Here is a 17,422-nt window from a genome sequence, read left to right on the forward strand (position 1 = left end):
TGCTGTGCACGGACCGATCTCATGCGAGGCCGGCAAGCGTGAGGAGCAGGGACTTCACTTCGGTGGCCCGGACCGGGCCGCTGAACGCGTGGGGGGTGGAGCAGAGGATGAGCGGCCCTTCTTCGTCGCTCAGGGGGAGGCGGCCGTGGCTGCCCCGGATCGGTGACGGGTCCAGGGGGACGACCGCCATGCGGTAGCGCATGCCGAGCTTCTTGCGGGCGACCGCCGTGACCGCCTTGACCCGTACGTACGGGTCCTCGGGATCCATGAAGAGCTCGACGGGGTCGTAGCCGGGTTTGCGGTGGATCTCGACGAGCTGGGCGAAGTCGGGCGCGCGGGCGTCGTCGAGCCAGTAGTAGTACGTGAACCAGGCGTCCGGTTCCGCGACGGCGACGAGTTCGCCGGAGCGCGGATGGTCGAGGCCCTGGGCCTTCTTGCCCTCGTCGTCGAGGAGTTGCTCGATGCCCGGGAGGTCCGCGAGCGCTTCGCGGGCCGCTTCGAGGTCCTCGGGGCGGCGTACGTAGATGTGCGCGATCTGGTGGTCGGCGACGGCGAAGGCCCGGGAGGCCATCGGGTCCAGGTACTCCATGCCGTCCTGGGTGTGGACCTCCAGGAGTCCGGCGCGGCGCAGCGCGCGGTTGATGTCGACGGGCCGGTCCACCCGGGTGATGCCGTACTCGGAGAGGGCGACGACGGTGCGGCCCTCGCGGCGGGCGTCCTCCAGGAGCGGGGCGACGGCCCGGTCGAGGTCTGCGGCGGCCTTGAAGGAGCGCGGGTCGTCGGGGCCGTAGCGCTGGAGGTCGTAGTCGAGGTGCGGGAGGTAGCAGAGGGCGAGGTCGGGGTGGCGGGTGTCGATGATGTGCCGGGTGGCGTCGATGATCCACTGCGAGGAGACGAGGTCGGCGCCGGGTCCCCAGAAGTGGAAGAGGGGGAAGGTGCCGAGCTTCTCGGTGAGTTCGTCGTGCAGGGCCGGCGGCCGGGTGTAGCAGTCGGGCTCCTTGCGGCCGTCGGCGTAGTAGACGGGCCTCGGGGTGACGGTGTAGTCGGTGTCGGCGCCCATCGCGTACCACCAGCAGATGTTGGCGACGGTGTAGCCGGGGTGGGCGCGGCGGGCCGCGTCCCAGAGCTTGTCGCCCGCGACGAGTCCGTTGTGCTGACGCCACAGGAGGACGTCCCCGAGCTCGCGGAAGTACCAGCCGTTGGCGACGATGCCGTGCTCGGCGGGGGTGGTGCCGGTGAGGAAGGTGGACTGGGCGGCGCACGTCACGGCGGGTAGCACGGTGCCGAGCGGGGCGTGGGTGCCGCTCCCGCCGAGTGCCTTGAGGTTCGGCATGTGTGCGAGGAGGCGAGGGGTGAGCCCGACGACGTCGAGGACGAGGAGGGGGGTGGGTGAGCCGGTCGTCCCTGCGGTGGTCATGGCAGCTCCTTGAGGCCGAGGTCGACCAGGAGGTCGCGGGCGAGGGTGAGTTCGGCGGCGATGCCGTCCGCGAGCTGGGCTCTGGTCCGGGGGCGCAGCTCGGCCGGGAGCGCCTGCCAGGTGTACGTCTCCACCTCCAGGTGCCGGGTGAGCGGCCGGGCCCCGCCGACCAGGCGGGTCAGCGTGGACCGGAGCACGGGGAGGGTGGAGGTGAGCGGTGGCGCGGGCGGCGCGTGCAGGGGAACGTGGAAGTGGGCGCGCCAGGGGGCGCTGTCGGGCAGGGTCTCGCCGCCGACCGCCTCGTCGAGGTCGTCGGTGCCGCGCAGTCCGGCGGCGGTGGCGACGCGGGTCTGGTGGAGGAAGCGGGGCTCGGCGAAGGCGGCGAGCGCGGTGCGTACCTCGGGGAGGTGGGGGTGTTCGGCGTGCAGGGCGGCGGAGAGCTGGGCCTTGACGGCGGGGATGCCCGCCGCGGTGAGCGCGTCGAGTGCGGTGTCCGGGTCCTCGAAGGAGGTGGCGAGGTGGCAGGTGTCGACGCAGATGCCGATGCGCGGGTGGCCGATGGTGGTGAGGGGCGCGATGGCGTCGGCGGTGGTCTCGACGGTGCAGCCGGGTTCGGGTTCGAGGCCGATGCGGATGGATTTGCCGGTGAGTTCGGCCAGTGCGTCGAGGCGTTCCCCGAGCGTGGTGAGCGCGGCCAGTGCGGTGCGGGCCGCGTCCGGGTCGCCGGTGTACGGGGTGCGCCAGGCGAGCGGCAGGGTGGAGATGGTGCCGTCGGTGACGTCGTCGGGGAGGAGCGTGGCGAGGAGCCGGGCGAGGTCGGTGGTGTGGGCGAGCCGTTCGGGGTCCGTCCAGTCCGGCTTGTACACCCGGTACTTGACCTCTTCGGCGCCGAACCCCTCGTACGGGAAGCCGTTGAGCGTGACGACTTCGAGTCCTCTGTGGTCGAGTTCGGCGCGCAGGGAGCGCAGTTGCGCGGGGTCGTTGATCAGGGTGCGGGCGGCGTCCCTGGCGAGCCAGAGGCCGATGCCGAGGCGGTCCCGGCCGAGCCGTTTGCGTACCGGTTCGCAGTGGTCGCGCAGTTGGGCGCGGACGCCTTCGAGGTTCTCGGCCGGGTGGACGTTGGTGCAGTACGCGAGGTGGACGACGGAGCCGTCGGGGTGGCGGAAGCGCATGGCCTCACTCCCCGCCGCGGAGGATGGAGTTGCCCTCGTGGAGCGCTTCGGGGGCGGCGGTGTCCAGGTGGAGGCGGCCGCTCTGGCCGTAGAAGGCGACGGGGTTGCGCCACAGCACCTGGTCGACGTCGTCCTCGGTGAACCCCGCGGCCAGCATCGCGTCGGCCACGCTGCGGGTCTTCAGCGGATCGCTCTTGCCCCAGTCGGCGGCGGAGTTGACGAGGATCCGCTCGGTGCCGTGCAGCTTGAGGACGGCGATCATGCGGTCCTCGTCCATCTTGGTGTCGGGGTAGATGGAGAAGCCGGCCCAGCAGCCGCTGTCCAGGGCGTCCTTCACCGTCGTCTCGTTGAGGTGGTCGAGCACCACCAGCTCCGGGGCCAGGTGGGATTCGCGTACGACGTCGATGGTGCGGCGCAGGCCGGCGAGCTTGTCGCGGTGCGGGGTGTGGACGAGTGCGGGCAGCCCGTGGTCGGCGGCGAGCTGGAGCTGGGCGGCCAGCGCGTGGTCCTCCGCCGGGGTCATGGAGTCGTAGCCGATCTCGCCGACGGCGACGACGGAGTCCTTGACGAGGTAGCGCGGCAGGGCGTCCAGGACGGGGGCGCAGCGCGGGTCGTTGGCCTCTTTGGGGTTGAGGGCGAGCGTGCAGTGGTGGGCGATGCCGTACTGGGCGGCGCGGAACGGCTCCCAGCCGAGCAGCGCGTCGAAGTAGTCGAAGAAGCTGCTCGGCGAGGTGCGGGGCTGGCCGAGCCAGAAGGAGGGTTCGACGAGCGCCCGGACCCCGGCGTCGTACATCGCCTGATAGTCGTCCGTGGTGCGGGACGTCATGTGGATGTGGGGGTCGAAGATGCGCATCAGGACTCCTCCGATGGGGCCGTTGAGGCCGTGGGGGCGGCGGGACCGGGGGCTTCGGGGCCGGGGGCCGTGAGGGCGAGCACGCGGTGCAGGTCGGCGGGGACCACGCGGCCGGCGGCGATGCGTTCGGCCGCGTAGTCGCCCAGCATCCGGGCGAGTTCCGCGTCACCGCGGGCGCGCCGGGCCAGTTGGTCGACGGCGTCGACGGGGACGCCCGTGAAGAGGCACTTGAGGACGGCGTGGCGCCAGTTGTGCGGATCGAGGTACTCGCCGGCGTACGGGCCGACGGCGGCGGCGATCAGCGTGGTGTCGTTGGCGCGCAGGGCGTCCTCGACGAGGGCCACGGCGGTGGCGCCGAGGTCCAGCGCGGGCAGGGTGAGCAGCACGGCGCGCCGTTCGGCGGCGGTGCCCTGCTCGTAGAGCCGGGTCACCGCGTCGAGTCCGGCGCGGGACTCGGTGAGCAGCAGGGAGCGTACGGAGTCGGCGCGTTCGAGTCCGCAGTGCCGCCCCGCGGCGGCGAAGCGCAGCTCCCACGGGGGGACGGCGTAGGCGTTGGTGGAGGGTTGGGCGTCCGGGTGGGCGGCGGCGTGGGCGGCCTCCGCGAGGGCTTCGTCGAGCCAGGCGCGGGCGCCGCCGCCGAGTTGTGCGTCGAGTTCGCCGCGGCTCAGCAGCGGGGCGTCCGGCGGGTTCATCGGCATGGTGTGGCTCCCTTCCGCGCGCTGTGGGCCGAGGGTCCGTGCTTGCGCAGGAACTCGATGGAGGACTGGGCGAGTTCGGGTCCGGCGTGGGAGTGGCGGGGCAGTTCGACGACGGTGAGCCCCTGGTATCCGCTGTCGCCCAGGGCGTCCAGGGCGGCGAGGACCGGCGGGAAGTCGATCTCGCCGTCACCGAAGGGAAGGTGTTCGTGGACGCCCCGGCGCATGTCCTCGATCTGGACGTGCCGCAGCCAGGGGGCCGCCTCGCGTACGCAGTCGACGGGCGTGTCGGTCTCCAGGCACTGGCAGTGGCCGATGTCGAGGGTGAGTCCCAGCGGTTCCGGGTCTCCGCACAGGGCGCGCAGGTGGTGGAAGTCGGAGAGGTGGCTGAGGAGGTGTCCGGGTTCGGGCTCGATGGCCAGCGGCACCCCCGCGCGTCCGGCCGCCTCGATGACCGGGGCGAGGGCGCCGGTCAGCCGATCCCAGCCGGTCCCGGCGTCCGTGCCCAGTGGCATGACCCCGCTGAAGCAGTGCACGGCGTGGGCGCCCAGTTCGGCGGCGACGTCGACGGCCCGCACGAGCAGCCCGGTCCTGGCCGCCCTGGCTTCGGGGTCCGGGTCGAGCAGGGAGGGGCCGTGCTTGCGGCGCGGGTCCAGGACGTAGCGGGCCCCGGTCTCCACGGTGACGCCGAGCCCCAGCTCCTGGAGGCGTGCGGCGACCCGGCGGGTGCGGACGAGGAGGTCCGGGCCCATGGGGTCGAGGTGCATGTGGTCGAGGGTGAGGCCGACCCCGTCGTAGCCGAGGTCCGAGAGGAGGCCGAGGGCGTCGCCCAGGCGGAGGTCGGTGAGTCCGTTGGTGCCGTAGCCGAGGCGGATCGTCATGTCAGGCTCACCTTCCGGGAGAGGCTGCGGGCGAGCGGGACGAGGCCCATGACGGCGAGCGCGGTGCCGGAGGCTCCGGCGCGGGCGGCGAGGGCGGCCTGGAGCGGGATCATCGCCCGGATGCCGCCGCCGACGGCGCGCTGGGTGAGCGGCGGCGACGGGTTCAGCGCGGCGTGCGCGAGCGGCCGCCCCGCGGTACGGAGGTAGGCGCCGGTGAGCGCGGTGACCAGCAGCCGGGCGGGGGCCGCCGCCCGCTTCACCTCGCCCGCGTGCTTCGTCTCCCCCGCGTACTTCGTCTCCCCCGGCCGCTCGCGTACCACCGCGCCGCCGAGCGCGGCGACCGCCGTGAGGGCGGCGAGCGGCGCCGTGGTGGAGCCGCCCTGTGCCTCGTGGCGCGAGACGGCGGTGACCGCGTAGGTGTGCGCCGTGAGCAGGGCGGCGGCGGGGAGCGCGGCGGTGGCGGCGGCCGTCGCCTTCGCCGGGGCCGTCGCGGTGGCCGTCGCCGTCGCGCCCAGGAGCAGGTCCAGGCCGCGGGCCGCCGCCATCGCCGCCGGGCCCGCCGGGGTGTGCTTCAGCCGCAGGTCGTACGCCCAGACGGTGGCCGCGAGGCCGGTGGCCACCGTCAGCGCCGGGCGGCCGGCGCGTGCGGCGAGGGCCAGGCCCGCCCCGGTCAGCGCCCCGGCCGCGGTGAGCGCCGCGCGGGGGGTGATCCGGCCGGACGGGATCGGGCGGTGCGGGCGGTCCACGGCGTCCTCTTCACGGTCGGCCCAGTCGTTGAGGGCCATGCCCGCCTCGTACAGGCACAGCGAGGCGCCGACGGCGAGGGCGGTGGAGCGGTTGGGGCGGCGCCCGACCGCTGCCGCGCCCGCGAGCGCGTCGCCCGGCACGGTGAAGAGCGCGGAGATCCTGAGCAACTCCGCCCAGGCGCGTGCCGTCACTTCTCGCCCCGCAGCCGCTCCGCGAAGGAGAGCAGCGCCAGGTACTGGTCGGACAGTGCGGCGGGGCCGCCGTCCGGGTCCTTGAAGTAGAAGCCGAGTTCGGGGCGCGGGCCGGTGAGGCCCACCTCGTGGGCGCGGGCCAGCAGCCGTGCCAGGTCCAGCACCAGGGGCGCGGCGAGTGCCGAGTCGCAGCCCTGCCAGGTGGTCTGGAGCACCATGCGGGCGCCGAGGAAGCCGTCGAACGCGATGTGGTCCCAGGCCGTCTTCCAGTCCCCGAGCGCCGGCACGTCGTCGATGTGGACCTCGCCCTCGGGGGCGGCGCCGAGCGTGTCGGCCAGGACGCGTTCCTTCCCGGCGTTCTTCGCGGCGGCCGCCGCCGGGTCGGCCAGTGCCGCCCCGTCGCCGCCGCCGAGCAGGTTGGTGCCGGACCAGGCCCGTACCGGCAGGGCCCGCTGCACGAACATCGGGGCGAGCACGGAGCGCAGCAGGGTCTGGCCGGTCTTGCCGTCGCGGCCCGCGTGAGGAAGGGCCGAGGCCGCGACGGCGGTCTGAAGGGCGGGGGTGCGCAGTCCGGTGGAGGGGGTGAAGTTGACGTACGGACAGCCGGCGCGCAGGGCGGCCGCGGCGTACAGGGAGCTGGCGGGCAGCCTCGGAGCTCCAGGGTCCGGGGCCGGTTCCGTGGAGGCGACGTTGATGACGACGGTCCTGGCCAGGCCGTTGCGGCGGGTGAAGTCGGTGAGGTCGGCGGCGAACGCGGTGACGAGTTCCTCGTCCGTCCGGGTGTCGCCGGGGAGCGGTCCGCCGGGGCGGATCTCCGCGTCGGCCGCGGCGAGTTCGGAGCCGACGGCGGAGGGGAGGCCGTGCGGCAGCACTCCCCCGGCGGCGAGTACTTCGGCCCGTTTGGGGAGCGGGCAGTCCAGGGTGTCGTGCCCGCCGAAGACGAGCGAGCCCACGGGTGGCAGTCCGCTCCCGGCGAACGGCGCGGTCTCGGTGACCATGCCGGCGGCCGGGTGGAGGCCTGCCGCGAGCGCCGCGCACCCCGCCGTGGCGGTGGTGGCGACGGAGCCGCGTGCTCCGATGAACCAGACTCCGGTACGAACGGCGGGTGCTGACACGGGCTGCCTCCCTGGCTGGGGGTCCTGGCGGTGCGGATCTGGTGGCGCTGTGCCTGAGGGGAAGGGCTGCGGACGGCGGGGGCCCTTGGCCGCTGACGGCGGGGCCCGGGGGTCCGGGCGGCGGGCGGGTGTGACGCCCGCCCGCCGCCCGGACGTGTCCCTACGCGGAGGGCAGTTCCTTCAGCTGGATGTTGCGGAAGGACACCTGGTCGTCGGCCCCGTGGTTCTGGAGGCCGATGTAGCCGTCCTTGAGGCTGCGGGCCGGGTCGGTGTTGGTGAAGTCGTTGATCTTCACTCCGTTGAGGAAGATCTGGAGGCGTTCACCCTGGACCTTGATCTCGTAGCTGTTCCACTGGCCGGGCGGCCTCAGGACCTGGTCGCGGGCCTTGATGTTGGCCGATTTGAAGGTGTAGACGGCCCCGGTGGTGCGGTCGGGGGCGTCGGTGGCGTCGATCTGGACCTCGTAGCCGTTGTCCACCGCGGACCACGGGTCGTCGGACTCCGGGAAGCCGACGAAGACACCGGAGTTGTCATCGCCCGCCAGCTTCCAGTCGAGCTTCAGCGAGTAGGACTTCAGCTCCTTGGCCTGGTAGGTGAGCAGACCCATGCCGCCCTCGGAGCGCAGCTCGCCGTCGACGATGTTGAACTTGCCGGGGCCCGCCTGCTTCCACCCTTCGAGCGTCTCGCCGTTGAAGATCGAGCGGTAGCCGGTGTCGGGCTTGCAGTCGGCCTTCACCTGGCCGGCCGCGTAGCGCAAACCGCCGGAGAGGACCTTGCGGAAGTCCGGGTCGGCGTACGACTCCTTGGTGTGGCCGAGGCCGGTGTAGAAGGAGCGGCCGCCCTGGTAGGTCTGGCACCAGGTGATCGGGTGGTCGCCCTTCATGTTGCCGCCGGTGTAGGTCGTCTCGTCGAGGGTGGCGAGGACCTTGACCTTGTCGCGCGGGTTGGTGCGGTAGTTGTACAGCTCGTCGGTGCGCTCCCAGGCGTTGCCCAGGTGTGCGGTCGCCGGGTTCTTGTGGTCCTCGACCCGGACGGTGACGGGCTGGATGGCGGGATGGCTGTCGAAGTACGCGCCGACGAGTCCGCCGTAGAACGGCCAGTCGTACTCGGTGTCGGCCGCGGCGTGCACGCCGACGTAACCGCCGCCGGTGGTCACGAAGTTCTCGAACGCCTTCTGCTGGTCGGCGTTGAGGACGTCACCCGTGGTCGACATGAAGACCACGGCGTCGTAGCGGGCCAGGTTGGAGGTGGTGAACTGACCGGCCTCCTCGGTCGCGTCGACCGTGATGTTGCTGTCCTTGCCGAGTTCCTTCAGTGCGGCGATGCCCTCGGGGATCGCGTCGTGGCGGAAGCCGGCGGTCTTGGAGAAGACCAGGACCCGCTTGGCGGTCTTGTCGGGCGGGGTGTTGGAGAGCTCGAAGTCGTCGATGTCGTAGAGCGCGCCGTCGCCTCCCTTGAAGACCAGGAAGAGTTCGGTCGACTTCTTCGGGACGCCGCGCAGGGGGACGTCGATGTCCTGGAAGGTCTCCCAGCCGCCCGTCACCGGTACGGGTGCGGAGCCGAGGATCTTCCCGTCCGCAGAGCCCGTGCGGACTTCGAGGAAGCCGCCCGCGCCGCCGGAGGAGATCCGGGCGGTGAGCTTGGTGGAGTCACCGAGCATGTACGGCTTGAAGGAGATCCAGTCGCCGTTCTGGATCTCGCCGACGGTCTTGCCGCCGTGCGCCTCCGCCTTGTTCTGCGGTACGACACCGGAGGAGTCGCTGTAGTGCTCGGCCTGGCGGTGGCGCGGCTGCAGCTCGGACTGGTCGTGACCGGACAGGGCCGCCTGGCCGCCGCCTCCGCCGTCCGTGTACGAGGCGTCGATGACGCCGAAGATGTTGGCGTTCGGGTCGTGCCCGCCGTCCATCTCGGTCTTGATGGTGCCTTCGCAGCCGTGCTCGGAGGTGATCGGGTGGCCGTGGGCGTCGTGGCCGAGGATGAAGCGGACCTCGACCTTGGAGCAGTCGATCGTGCCGTCCTCGGGATCGGTGACGGTCACCTTGAACGGGACCTCGTCGCCGAAGGAGAACAGCTGCCCGTCACCGGGCAGTTCCAGCTTCACGACGGGAGCGGTGTTGCCGACCGTCACGTGCACGTTGGCCGTTCCGGTGCGGCCCGTGGGGTCCGTGGCGGTGACGGTCGCGGTGTAGGTGCCGTTCTTCTTGTACGTGTAAGTGGGGTTGGCCGCGGTCGACTTGCCGCCGTCGCCGAAGTCCCAGCTGTAGGTGAGCTCGTCCCCGTCGCCGTCGGTGGTGCCGGCGGAGGAGAAGGCGACCTTGAGCGGTGCGGTGCCCGAGGTCTTGTTCGCGGTCGCCTCCGCGATCGGGGAGCGTCCGCCGGTGGCGTTCTCGATGCGGTAGAGAGCGGAGTTCTCGTCGCCGCCGAAGTAGCCGGTGCCGTAGTCGAGGACGTACAGCGCGCCGTCGGGCCCGAAGGCCATGTCCATGATCTGGGTGCCGGACCACGGCACGTCGTTGATGGACTCCACCTTGCCGTCGGCGTCCTGCTCGATCCGCTTGATCCACGCGCGGCCGAACTCGCCGGCGAAGAAGTCGCCGTCGTACTCCTCGGGGAACTTCACGGGCGAGTCGAGGTCCGCGTCGTAGTGGTAGACGGGTCCGCCCATCGGGGACTCGGAGCCGGTGCCGAACTCGGGCACGGACCCGTTGTCGTACGGGATCCAGGCGGGCTGGGCCGGGGGCAGGTCGACCAGACCGGTGTTGTACCGGGAGGTGTTCTTGGGGGCGGCGCAGTCGAAGGCCTCACCGGAGGTCTTCGTCGCGAAGTCGTAGTCGATGAACGGGTCGTTGTCACCCGTGCAGAACGGCCATCCGAAGTTGCCCGGCTTGGTGACGCGGGCGAACTCCACCTGTCCGGCGGGGCCGCGCTTCGGGTCGGCCGCACCGGCGTCGGGACCGTAGTCACCGACGTACAGGATGCCGGTGGTCTTGTCGACGGTGAAGCGGAAGGGGTTGCGGAAGCCCATCGCGTAGATCTCGGGACGGGTCTTGTCCGTGCCCGGCGGGAAGAGGTTCCCCTCGGGGACGGTGTACGAGCCGTCCTCCGCGACCTTGATGCGGATGATCTTGCCGCGCAGGTCGTTGGTGTTCCCGGCGGAGCGGCGGGCGTCGAACGCGGGGTTGCGGTCCGGCCGCTCGTCGATCGGGGTGTAGCCGTCGGAGGCGAACGGGTTGGAGTCGTCGCCGGTCGACATGTACAGGTTGCCCTGCGCGTCGAAGTCGATGTCACCGCCGACGTGGCAGCACATGCCGCGCGAGGTCGGGATGTCGAGGACCTTCTTCTCGCTGGCCATGTCGAGCGTGCCGTCCTCCTTGAGGACGAAGCGCGAGAGCCGGTTGACGCCGTCGAACTTGGCGAACTCCGCGGCGGTGCCGTTCTCGGGGGCGTCACCGGCCGGGGTGTCCAGCGGGGGCGCGTAGTAGAGGTAGATCGCCCGGTTCTTGCTGAAGTCCGGGTCGACTCCGACGCCCTGGAGGCCTTCCTCGTCGTGCGAGTAGACGGGGATGGTGCCGGCGAGGGTGGTGTCGCCGCCGTTGTCGGTGAGCCACAGTTCGCCGCCGCGAGCGGTGTGCAGGACGCTGCGGTCCGGGAGCACCGCCAGGGTCATGGGCTCGCCGGTCTCGGCGACCCCCTTGGCGAGGGTGACCTGCTGGAAGTCCCCGGCGGCCGGGGCCGGTGCGGGTTCCTCATGGGCGGCGGCGGTGCCGGCGCCCATGCTGAGGGTGGCGGCGGCCAGCAGGGCGCCGGTGAAGAGGGCGAGGGATTTACGGACGCGGAGCCTGGACCTGGTCCGGCTTCGGGTTCTGTGCACGAGTGTCCTCCGGAAAGTGCCGGTTGTACGGGCGGGTGCGGGTGCTGCCGTGCCGTTCCGCGCGGGGACTGCCGCGCAGGTCAGTCGGGGCCTGTGCGGCTCCGGTGACGAGAGTCATGCCGTGTACACGTTCTGGACGGTAGACCTGTTCGTCCTGGCTGGAAAGCCCTTGTGCAGCGGTCTTGTTGAACTTTTTCCTTGGTCAGGACAAAGGGGGTTTTGGGCAGGGGAAGCCCGCCCGGCGGCATATGCGGTCTGCCGCCGGGCCGGCCGAACGTTCAGCCCCTCCCGCGATTGAGGAGCGGGGCCCGGGGGCAGAGCCCCCGGGACGGTCAGTCGTTGCCGCCGAACGCCGCGTCGAACGACGAGCTCGGCGGGTCGAAGTCGAACCGCTTGAGCGAGGCAAGCGCTTCCGGGGCGCCCGTCAGGCGGTCCATGCCGGCGTCCTCCCACTCCACGGAGACCGGCCCGTCGTACTCGATGGACCGCAGCATCCGGAACACGTCCTCCCACGGCACATCGCCGTGCCCCGCAGAGACGAAGTCCCAGCCGCGCCGCGGGTCGCCCCACGGCAGATGGGAGCCGAGCCGCCCGTTGCGGCCGTCCAGCCGCTTGCGCGCCTCCTTGCAGTCCACGTGGTAGATCCGGTCCCGGAAGTCGTACAGGAAGCCGACCGGGTCCAGGTCCTGCCAGACGAAGTGGCTGGGGTCGAAGTTCAGCCCGAAGGCCGGCCGGTGGCCGACGGCCTCCAGCGCGCGGTGCGTCGTCCAGTAGTCGTACGCGATCTCGCTGGGGTGCACCTCGTGGGCGAAGCGCACCCCCTCCGCGTCGAACACGTCGAGGATCGGGTTCCAGCGCTCGGCGAAGTCCTCGTAGCCGCGCTCGATCATGTGCGGCGGGACCGGCGGGAACATCGCCACCAGGTGCCAGATCGACGAACCGGTGAACCCGATGACCGTGTCCACGCCGAACGCGGCGGCCGCCCGCGCGGTGTTCTTGATCTCCTCGGCGGCCCTGCGGCGCACCCCTTCGGGCTCCCCGTCGCCCCAGATCCGGGCGGGCAGGATGCCCTGGTGGCGCTCGTCGATCGGGTTGTCGCAGACGGCCTGGCCCACCAGGTGGTTGGAGACCGCCCAGCACTTCAGCCCGTACTTGTCGAGCAGCTGATGGCGCCCGTCCAGGTACCCCGGATCCGCGAGGGCCTTGTCGACCTCGAAGTGGTCTCCCCAGCAGGCGAGTTCGAGCCCGTCGTAACCGAAGTCACGGGCGTACCGGCAGACGTCCTCCAGCGGCAGATCGGCCCACTGACCGGTGAAGAGAGTGAAGGGACGGGGCATGCGCAGAACCTCCTAGAGCTGTGCGGTCGAGTGGACGGGGGTGTGCACGGAGTTCTTCGCGGCGCTCTCCTCCACCGCCGCCAGCACCCGTTGCACCTGGAGTCCGTCCGCGAACGACGGGGTGGGGGCGGTGTTTTCCGCGATCGTCCGTACCACGTCACGGGCCTGGTGGATGAACGTGTGCTCGTACCCGAGGGCGTGCCCCGGCGGCCACCAGGCCTCCAGGTAGGGATGCTCGGGCTCGGTGACCAGGATGCGCCGGAAGCCGGCCGTGGTGGCGGGCTCCGTGTGGTCGTGGAAGGACAGCTCGTTGAGCCGTTCCAGGTCGAAGGCGAGCGAGCCCAGCTCCCCGTTGATCTCCAGCCGCAGCGCGTTCTTGCGGCCGGCCGCCATTCGCGTCGCCTCGAAGGAGGCGACCGCTCCGGAGGCGAGCCGGCCGGTGAAGATGGCCGCGTCGTCCACCGTGACCGCTCCCCGCGCCGCGCTGTCCGCCACCCCGGCCAGGCCGTTCGACGGGCCCGACTGGAGGGGCCGTTCGCGTACGAAGGTCTCGGTGACCGCGGACACCCCGACCAGCAGCTCCCCCGCGAGGAACTGGGCGAGGTCCACGATGTGCGCCCCCAGGTCACCGAGCGCGCCGGAGCCCGCGTGTTCCCGTTCCAGCCGCCAGGTAAGCGGCGATCCGGGGTCGACCAGCCAGTCCTGGAGGTAGGTGGCGCGTATGTGCCGCAGGGTGCCGAGCCGCCCCTGCGCGATCAGCTTCCGGGCGTAGGTGATGGCGGGGACCTTGCGGTAGTTGAAGCCGACCACCGCCACCTGGCCCCGGGCGGCGGCGCGCGCCGCCGCCTCGGTCATGGCCTCCGCCTCCGCGACCGTGTTGGCGAGCGGCTTCTCGCACAGCACGTGCTTGCCCGCCTCCAGGGCCGCGATGGCGATCTCCGCATGGCTGTCGCCCGGGGTGCAGATGTCGACGAGCTGCACATCGTCCCGGGCGATCAGGGCCCGCCAGTCGGTCTCCGCCGCCGCCCAGCCGTGCCGGTCCGCGGCGGCCTCGACCGCCCTGCGGTCGCGTCCGCAGATCGCGGCGAGAGCCGGCCGCATCGGCAGCTCAAAGACATGGCCGGCGGTGCGCCATCCCTGCGAGTGGGCGGCGCCCATGAACGCGTATCCGACCATGCCGACCCCGAGCGTGGGTGCGCTCGCCATCGGTCGGTATGTCGGCGGCGCCGCCGCCTCCTGCTCCGTCTCTTCCCTACGGGCCATCCGGGCTTCCTCCTCATCGGTGGTTCGGTGGGTGCGGCGGGAGGGTCAGCACCCTCCCGCGGGGCTTCTCAGTTGAAGCCCGTCGGCAGGTACTGATCGACGTTCTCCTTGGTGACCACCGCGGAGAAGAGCGTGAGGTTGGTCGGGATCTCCACCTCGGAGAGGCCGGCGAGCCCCTTGCTCTGCCCGAGGGCGCGGGCCAGGTCGACGGCGGACGCCGCCATGCTCGGCGGGTAGAGGACCGTCGCCTTGAGCACGCTGTTGTCGGCCTTGATGGCGTCCATCGCGGACTTGGCCCCGGCCCCGCCGACCATCAGGAACTCGTCCCGGCCGGCCTGCTGGATGGCGCGCAGCGCGCCCACGCCCTGGTCGTCGTCGTGGTTCCACAGCGCGTCGATCTTCTTCTGCGCCTGGAGGAGCTGGGACATCTTCGCCTGGCCGGACTCGACGGTGAAGTCGGCTGCCTGACGGGCCACCAGCTTGATGTTGGAGTAGTTCTTCAGCGCGTCGGCGAAGCCCTGGCTGCGCTGCTTGGTGAGCTCCAGACCGTCGATGCCGGCCAGCTCGACGACCTTGGCGTTCGGCTTGTCCTTGAGCTGTTCGCCGATGTACGTACCGGCGTTGAGGCCCATGCCGTAGCTGTCACCGCCGACGTAGCAGCGGTACGCCTGCGGGGAGGCGAAGACGCGGTCCAGGTTGATCACGGGGATGCCCGCCCGCATGGCCTCCAGACCGACCTGGGTGAGCGCCTTGCCGTCGGCCGGGAGGATGATGAGGACGTCGACCTTCTTGTTGATGAGGGTCTTGACCTGGCCGATCTGGGCGGCGGTGTCGTTGGAGCCCTCGGTCGTCTCCAGGGTCACCTCTGAGTACTTCGCCGCCCGCGACTTGGCGTTCTCGTTGATGGCGTTCAGCCAGCCGTGGTCGGCCTGCGGACCCGCGAAGCCGATGGTGAGGGCCTTGCCCGGCTTGTCGTCCGCGGCGGGCGCGTTGCTCTGCGCCGCGGTGTCCTTCTCCTTGGGGTCGTTGCTGGTGCAGGCGGTCAGGAAGGCGCCCGCGGAGACTGCTGCGGTACCGAAGAGCAGTCCTCTGCGGCTGGTTTCTGGCATGGCTGTCAAACCCTTCATCCGGTGCGTGGGCATGCGGAACAGGCGTAATTGGTAAGAGAGTTGAACTGTGGTCAGCTGTCTCGGTTGACCGAGGTGCGGCCCTGGACCAGAACGGCGGCGACGATGATCGCGCCCTTGGCGATCTGCTGGACGTCGCTCTGCAGGTTGTTGAGCGCGAAGATGTTGGTGATCGTGGTGAAGACGAGGACGCCCAGCACGGAGCCGACGATGGTGCCCCGGCCGCCGGTGAGCAGGGTGCCGCCGATGATCGCGGCGGCGATGGCGTCGAGCTCGTACAGGTTGCCGTTGGTGTTCTGTCCCGAGCCGGACAGGATGATCAGCATGAAGGCGGCGATGCCGCAGCAGAGCCCGGACAGCAGGTAGAGGTAGAGGCGCTGGCGCCGTACGTCGATGCCCGCCAGCCGGGCCGCTTCCGCGTTGCCGCCGACGGCGACGGTGCGGCGGCCGAAGGTCGTACGGTTCAGCAGCAGCCAGCCGATGACGGTGACCACGGCGAACATCATGACCAGCGGCGGGATGCCGAGGACGTAGGAGCCGGGCAGGCCCAGGTCCAGGACGGACTTGACCGTGACGATCTGGGTCTTGCCGTCGGTGATCAGGAGGGCCATGCCCCGGGCGGAGGCGAGCATCGCCAGGGTCGCGATGAACGGCACCAGCCGGCCGTACGCGATGAGCACCCCGTTGACCAGTCCGGCGCCGAGGCCGACGAGCATCGCGGTGAACAGGATGCCGACGAAGCCGTACTCCTGGGTGGCGAGTGTGGTGGCCCAGACCGAGGCGAGGGCGACCATGGCGCCGACGGACAGGTCGATGCCGCCGCTGGTGATGACGAAGGTCACCCCGACGGTGACGACGCCGATGACGGACGCCTGGGTCAGGATCAGCTGGAGGTTCCCGGTGTCCAGGAAGGCGTCGGGCTCCGTGATGGCACCGACCACCACCAGTGCGGCGAGAACGCCGAGCAGCGAGAGACTGCGCAGGTCCAGCCGGAGCCCGAGGGCTCGCGGGGATCTGTCCTTGTTCGGGGACGCGGGGACGGATGCGGGCGCGGCGCCCTTGTCCGGCCCGGTCTGCTGCGCCGAGGAGACGGGTTGCGTCATGACGTCGGGCTCCCTTCCATCACGAGGTCGAGTACGCGGTGCTCATCGAGCTCCGTGGCGTCCGCCGTATGCACGACATGACCCTCACGGAGCACCAGCACCCGGTCGGCGAGGCCCAGCACTTCGGGCACTTCGCTGGAGACGAGCAGTACGGCGAGGCCTTCGTCGGCCAGCCGGCGGATCACGGCGTAGAGCTCGGCGCGGGCGCCGACGTCCACTCCGCGGGTCGGTTCGTCCAGCAGCAGCACCCGGCAGCCGCGCAGCAGCCAGCGGGCCAGGACCGCCTTCTGCTGGTTGCCGCCGGAGAGCGTGCGGACGGGGGTGTCCGGGTTGTCGGGGCGCAGCGAGAGCTCGCGGGTGGCGGCGCGAGCCGCCTTGCGCTCGGCGCCCCGGTCGAGCCAACCACCCCTGGAGAAACGGGACATGGTGGAGACCGAGACATTGCGGGTGACGGATTCGAGCATCAGCAGGGCCTGCGCCTTGCGTTCCTCCGGGGCGAGGCCGATGCCGGCCGCGACGGCGGCGCGGACACTGCCGGGCCGCAGCGGTTTGCCCGCGACGGTGACCTGTCCCGCGGTGGCGCGGCGGGCCCCGTAGATGGTCTCCAGGATCTCGGAGCGCCCGGAGCCGACGAGCCCGGCCAGGCCGACGATCTCGCCGGGCCTGAGTTCCAGGTCGACCGGGGCGAACTCGCCCTTCCTGGTGAGGCCTTCGACCTTGAGGACCGGCTCCGCGCCGGTGCTCTCGGGGACCTCTTCCGGCCTCGGCGGGAAGACGTACTCGACATTGCGGCCGGTCATCATGGCAACGATGTCGCGCGTGGGGGTTGACTCGGCGGGGAGGCCGACGGCGACGGTCCGGCCGTCCTTGATCACGGTCACCCGGTCACCGATCCGGCGGATCTCCTCCAGCCGGTGGGAGATGTAGACGACGGCGACCCCGTCGGCGGTCAGCGAGGCGACGATGCGGAAGAGGTTGGCGACCTCGTCCGGGTCGAGCGCCGCTGACGGTTCGTCCATCACGATGAGCCGTACGTCGTGGGAGAGCGCACGCGCCATCGAGACGATCTGCTGCTGCGCCGCGGAGAGTTCACCGACCGGGCGGGCCGGGTCGATCTCCGGGTGACCGAGGCGCTTCAGCAGCGCCCCGGCCGCGGCGCGGCCCTCACGGGTGCGGACGACGAAGCCCGCGGTGGTCGGCTCGTGGCCGAGGAACACGTTCTCCGCGACCGACAGCCCCTCCACCAGGTCGAGTTCCTGGTAGATGGTCGCGATCCCGAGACGCATCGCGGCGATGGGCGTCTTGAGCACGGCCGGTGAGCCGCGCCAGGTGATCTCGCCGTCGTCGGGCTGGTGAGCCCCGGCGAGCACCTTGATGAGGGTGGATTTGCCCGCCCCGTTCTGGCCGAGCAGACAGTGGACCTCGCCGGCCTGGACCTCCAGGTCGACGCCGTCCAGGGCGCGCACGCCGGGGAAGGTCTTGGTGATGCCGGACATGGTGAGCAGGGGTGGTTCTGGAGCCATGACAAATCCCCTCGGCGGGTGCCGGTGAGCGGGCAGGGCGAAGTACGGTCCCGGGGTTCACCCGGACCCCGGCCGCTGGCGCGGGGGTGGGTCGGGGTCGGGCCGGTGGTGCTGGGTCGGGCCAGTG

General features: G+C 71.4%; 13 protein-coding genes. All 13 read right to left on the reverse strand.

Translation table 11 applies throughout. The features are described from left to right. Positions 1-19 precede the first annotated feature (19 nt). Positions 20-1,417, reverse strand: a complete 1,398-nt coding sequence (locus tag ACFVQ0_RS04100; protein ID WP_390084309.1) for an alkaline phosphatase family protein — start codon at positions 1,415-1,417, stop codon at positions 20-22. Then, on the reverse strand, positions 1,414-2,589 hold the full coding sequence (gene eboE / locus ACFVQ0_RS04105; protein ID WP_390084310.1) for a metabolite traffic protein EboE: 1,176 nt from the start codon (positions 2,587-2,589) through the stop codon (positions 1,414-1,416). Before eboE ends, ACFVQ0_RS04100 begins: the two co-directional genes overlap by 4 nt. A 4-nt stretch (positions 2,590-2,593) precedes the next feature. Beyond that, entirely contained in the window at positions 2,594-3,442 is an 849-nt protein-coding gene (locus ACFVQ0_RS04110; RefSeq protein WP_390084311.1) for a TatD family hydrolase, read from the reverse strand. Next, positions 3,442-4,140 (reverse strand): EboA domain-containing protein, encoded by a 699-nt coding sequence (locus ACFVQ0_RS04115; RefSeq protein ID WP_390084312.1) that lies wholly within the window; start codon positions 4,138-4,140, stop codon positions 3,442-3,444. Before ACFVQ0_RS04115 ends, ACFVQ0_RS04110 begins: the two co-directional genes overlap by 1 nt. Beyond that, entirely contained in the window at positions 4,131-5,018 is an 888-nt protein-coding gene (locus tag ACFVQ0_RS04120) for a sugar phosphate isomerase/epimerase family protein (RefSeq protein ID WP_390084313.1), read from the reverse strand. The genes ACFVQ0_RS04115 and ACFVQ0_RS04120 overlap by 10 nt, the downstream gene beginning before the upstream one ends. After that, complete coding sequence (locus ACFVQ0_RS04125; RefSeq protein WP_390084314.1) at positions 5,015-5,956, reverse strand: SCO3242 family prenyltransferase; 942 nt, start codon at positions 5,954-5,956, stop codon at positions 5,015-5,017. The genes ACFVQ0_RS04120 and ACFVQ0_RS04125 overlap by 4 nt, the downstream gene beginning before the upstream one ends. After that, entirely contained in the window at positions 5,953-7,071 is a 1,119-nt protein-coding gene (locus ACFVQ0_RS04130; protein WP_390084316.1) for an inositol-3-phosphate synthase, read from the reverse strand. Before ACFVQ0_RS04130 ends, ACFVQ0_RS04125 begins: the two co-directional genes overlap by 4 nt. A 160-nt stretch (positions 7,072-7,231) precedes the next feature. Further along, positions 7,232-10,942, reverse strand: coding sequence for a ThuA domain-containing protein (locus tag ACFVQ0_RS04135; RefSeq protein ID WP_390084318.1), 3,711 nt, complete (start codon positions 10,940-10,942; stop codon positions 7,232-7,234). A gap of 332 nt (positions 10,943-11,274) precedes the next feature. After that, entirely contained in the window at positions 11,275-12,279 is a 1,005-nt protein-coding gene (locus tag ACFVQ0_RS04140; protein WP_390084320.1) for a sugar phosphate isomerase/epimerase family protein, read from the reverse strand. 12 nt (positions 12,280-12,291) lie between these two features. After that, the gene (locus tag ACFVQ0_RS04145; RefSeq protein ID WP_390084322.1) at positions 12,292-13,542 is read right to left on the reverse strand and encodes a Gfo/Idh/MocA family protein; all 1,251 of its coding nucleotides are present in this window, start codon (positions 13,540-13,542) and stop codon (positions 12,292-12,294) included. Between the two features lie 68 nt (positions 13,543-13,610). Then, positions 13,611-14,651 (reverse strand): substrate-binding domain-containing protein, encoded by a 1,041-nt coding sequence (locus ACFVQ0_RS04150; protein WP_390084324.1) that lies wholly within the window; start codon positions 14,649-14,651, stop codon positions 13,611-13,613. A gap of 71 nt (positions 14,652-14,722) precedes the next feature. Next, positions 14,723-15,772 carry an ABC transporter permease gene (locus tag ACFVQ0_RS04155; protein WP_390084326.1) on the reverse strand — a complete coding sequence of 350 codons (1,050 nt, stop codon included), beginning with the start codon at positions 15,770-15,772 and terminating at the stop codon, positions 14,723-14,725. Next, positions 15,769-17,295, reverse strand: a complete 1,527-nt coding sequence (locus ACFVQ0_RS04160) for a sugar ABC transporter ATP-binding protein (RefSeq protein WP_390084328.1) — start codon at positions 17,293-17,295, stop codon at positions 15,769-15,771. The genes ACFVQ0_RS04155 and ACFVQ0_RS04160 overlap by 4 nt, the downstream gene beginning before the upstream one ends. Between the last annotated feature and the right edge of the window lie 127 nt (positions 17,296-17,422).

It is taken from the genome of Streptomyces sp. NPDC057900 (assembly GCF_042887885.1).
Classification (GTDB): Bacteria; Actinomycetota; Actinomycetes; order Streptomycetales; family Streptomycetaceae; genus Streptomyces.

Coding starts and splice junctions, on each gene's coding strand:
- ACFVQ0_RS04145 (WP_390084322.1), bottom strand. CDS start 13,542: ATGGCCCGTAGGGAAGAGACGGAGCAGGAGGCGGCGGCGCCGCCGACA.
- eboE (WP_390084310.1), bottom strand. CDS start 2,589: ATGCGCTTCCGCCACCCCGACGGCTCCGTCGTCCACCTCGCGTACTGC.
- ACFVQ0_RS04155 (WP_390084326.1), bottom strand. CDS start 15,772: ATGACGCAACCCGTCTCCTCGGCGCAGCAGACCGGGCCGGACAAGGGC.
- ACFVQ0_RS04160 (WP_390084328.1), bottom strand. CDS start 17,295: ATGGCTCCAGAACCACCCCTGCTCACCATGTCCGGCATCACCAAGACC.
- ACFVQ0_RS04150 (WP_390084324.1), bottom strand. CDS start 14,651: ATGCCAGAAACCAGCCGCAGAGGACTGCTCTTCGGTACCGCAGCAGTC.
- ACFVQ0_RS04120 (WP_390084313.1), bottom strand. CDS start 5,018: ATGACGATCCGCCTCGGCTACGGCACCAACGGACTCACCGACCTCCGC.
- ACFVQ0_RS04110 (WP_390084311.1), bottom strand. CDS start 3,442: ATGCGCATCTTCGACCCCCACATCCACATGACGTCCCGCACCACGGAC.
- ACFVQ0_RS04115 (WP_390084312.1), bottom strand. CDS start 4,140: ATGCCGATGAACCCGCCGGACGCCCCGCTGCTGAGCCGCGGCGAACTC.
- ACFVQ0_RS04140 (WP_390084320.1), bottom strand. CDS start 12,279: ATGCCCCGTCCCTTCACTCTCTTCACCGGTCAGTGGGCCGATCTGCCG.
- ACFVQ0_RS04100 (WP_390084309.1), bottom strand. CDS start 1,417: ATGACCACCGCAGGGACGACCGGCTCACCCACCCCCCTCCTCGTCCTC.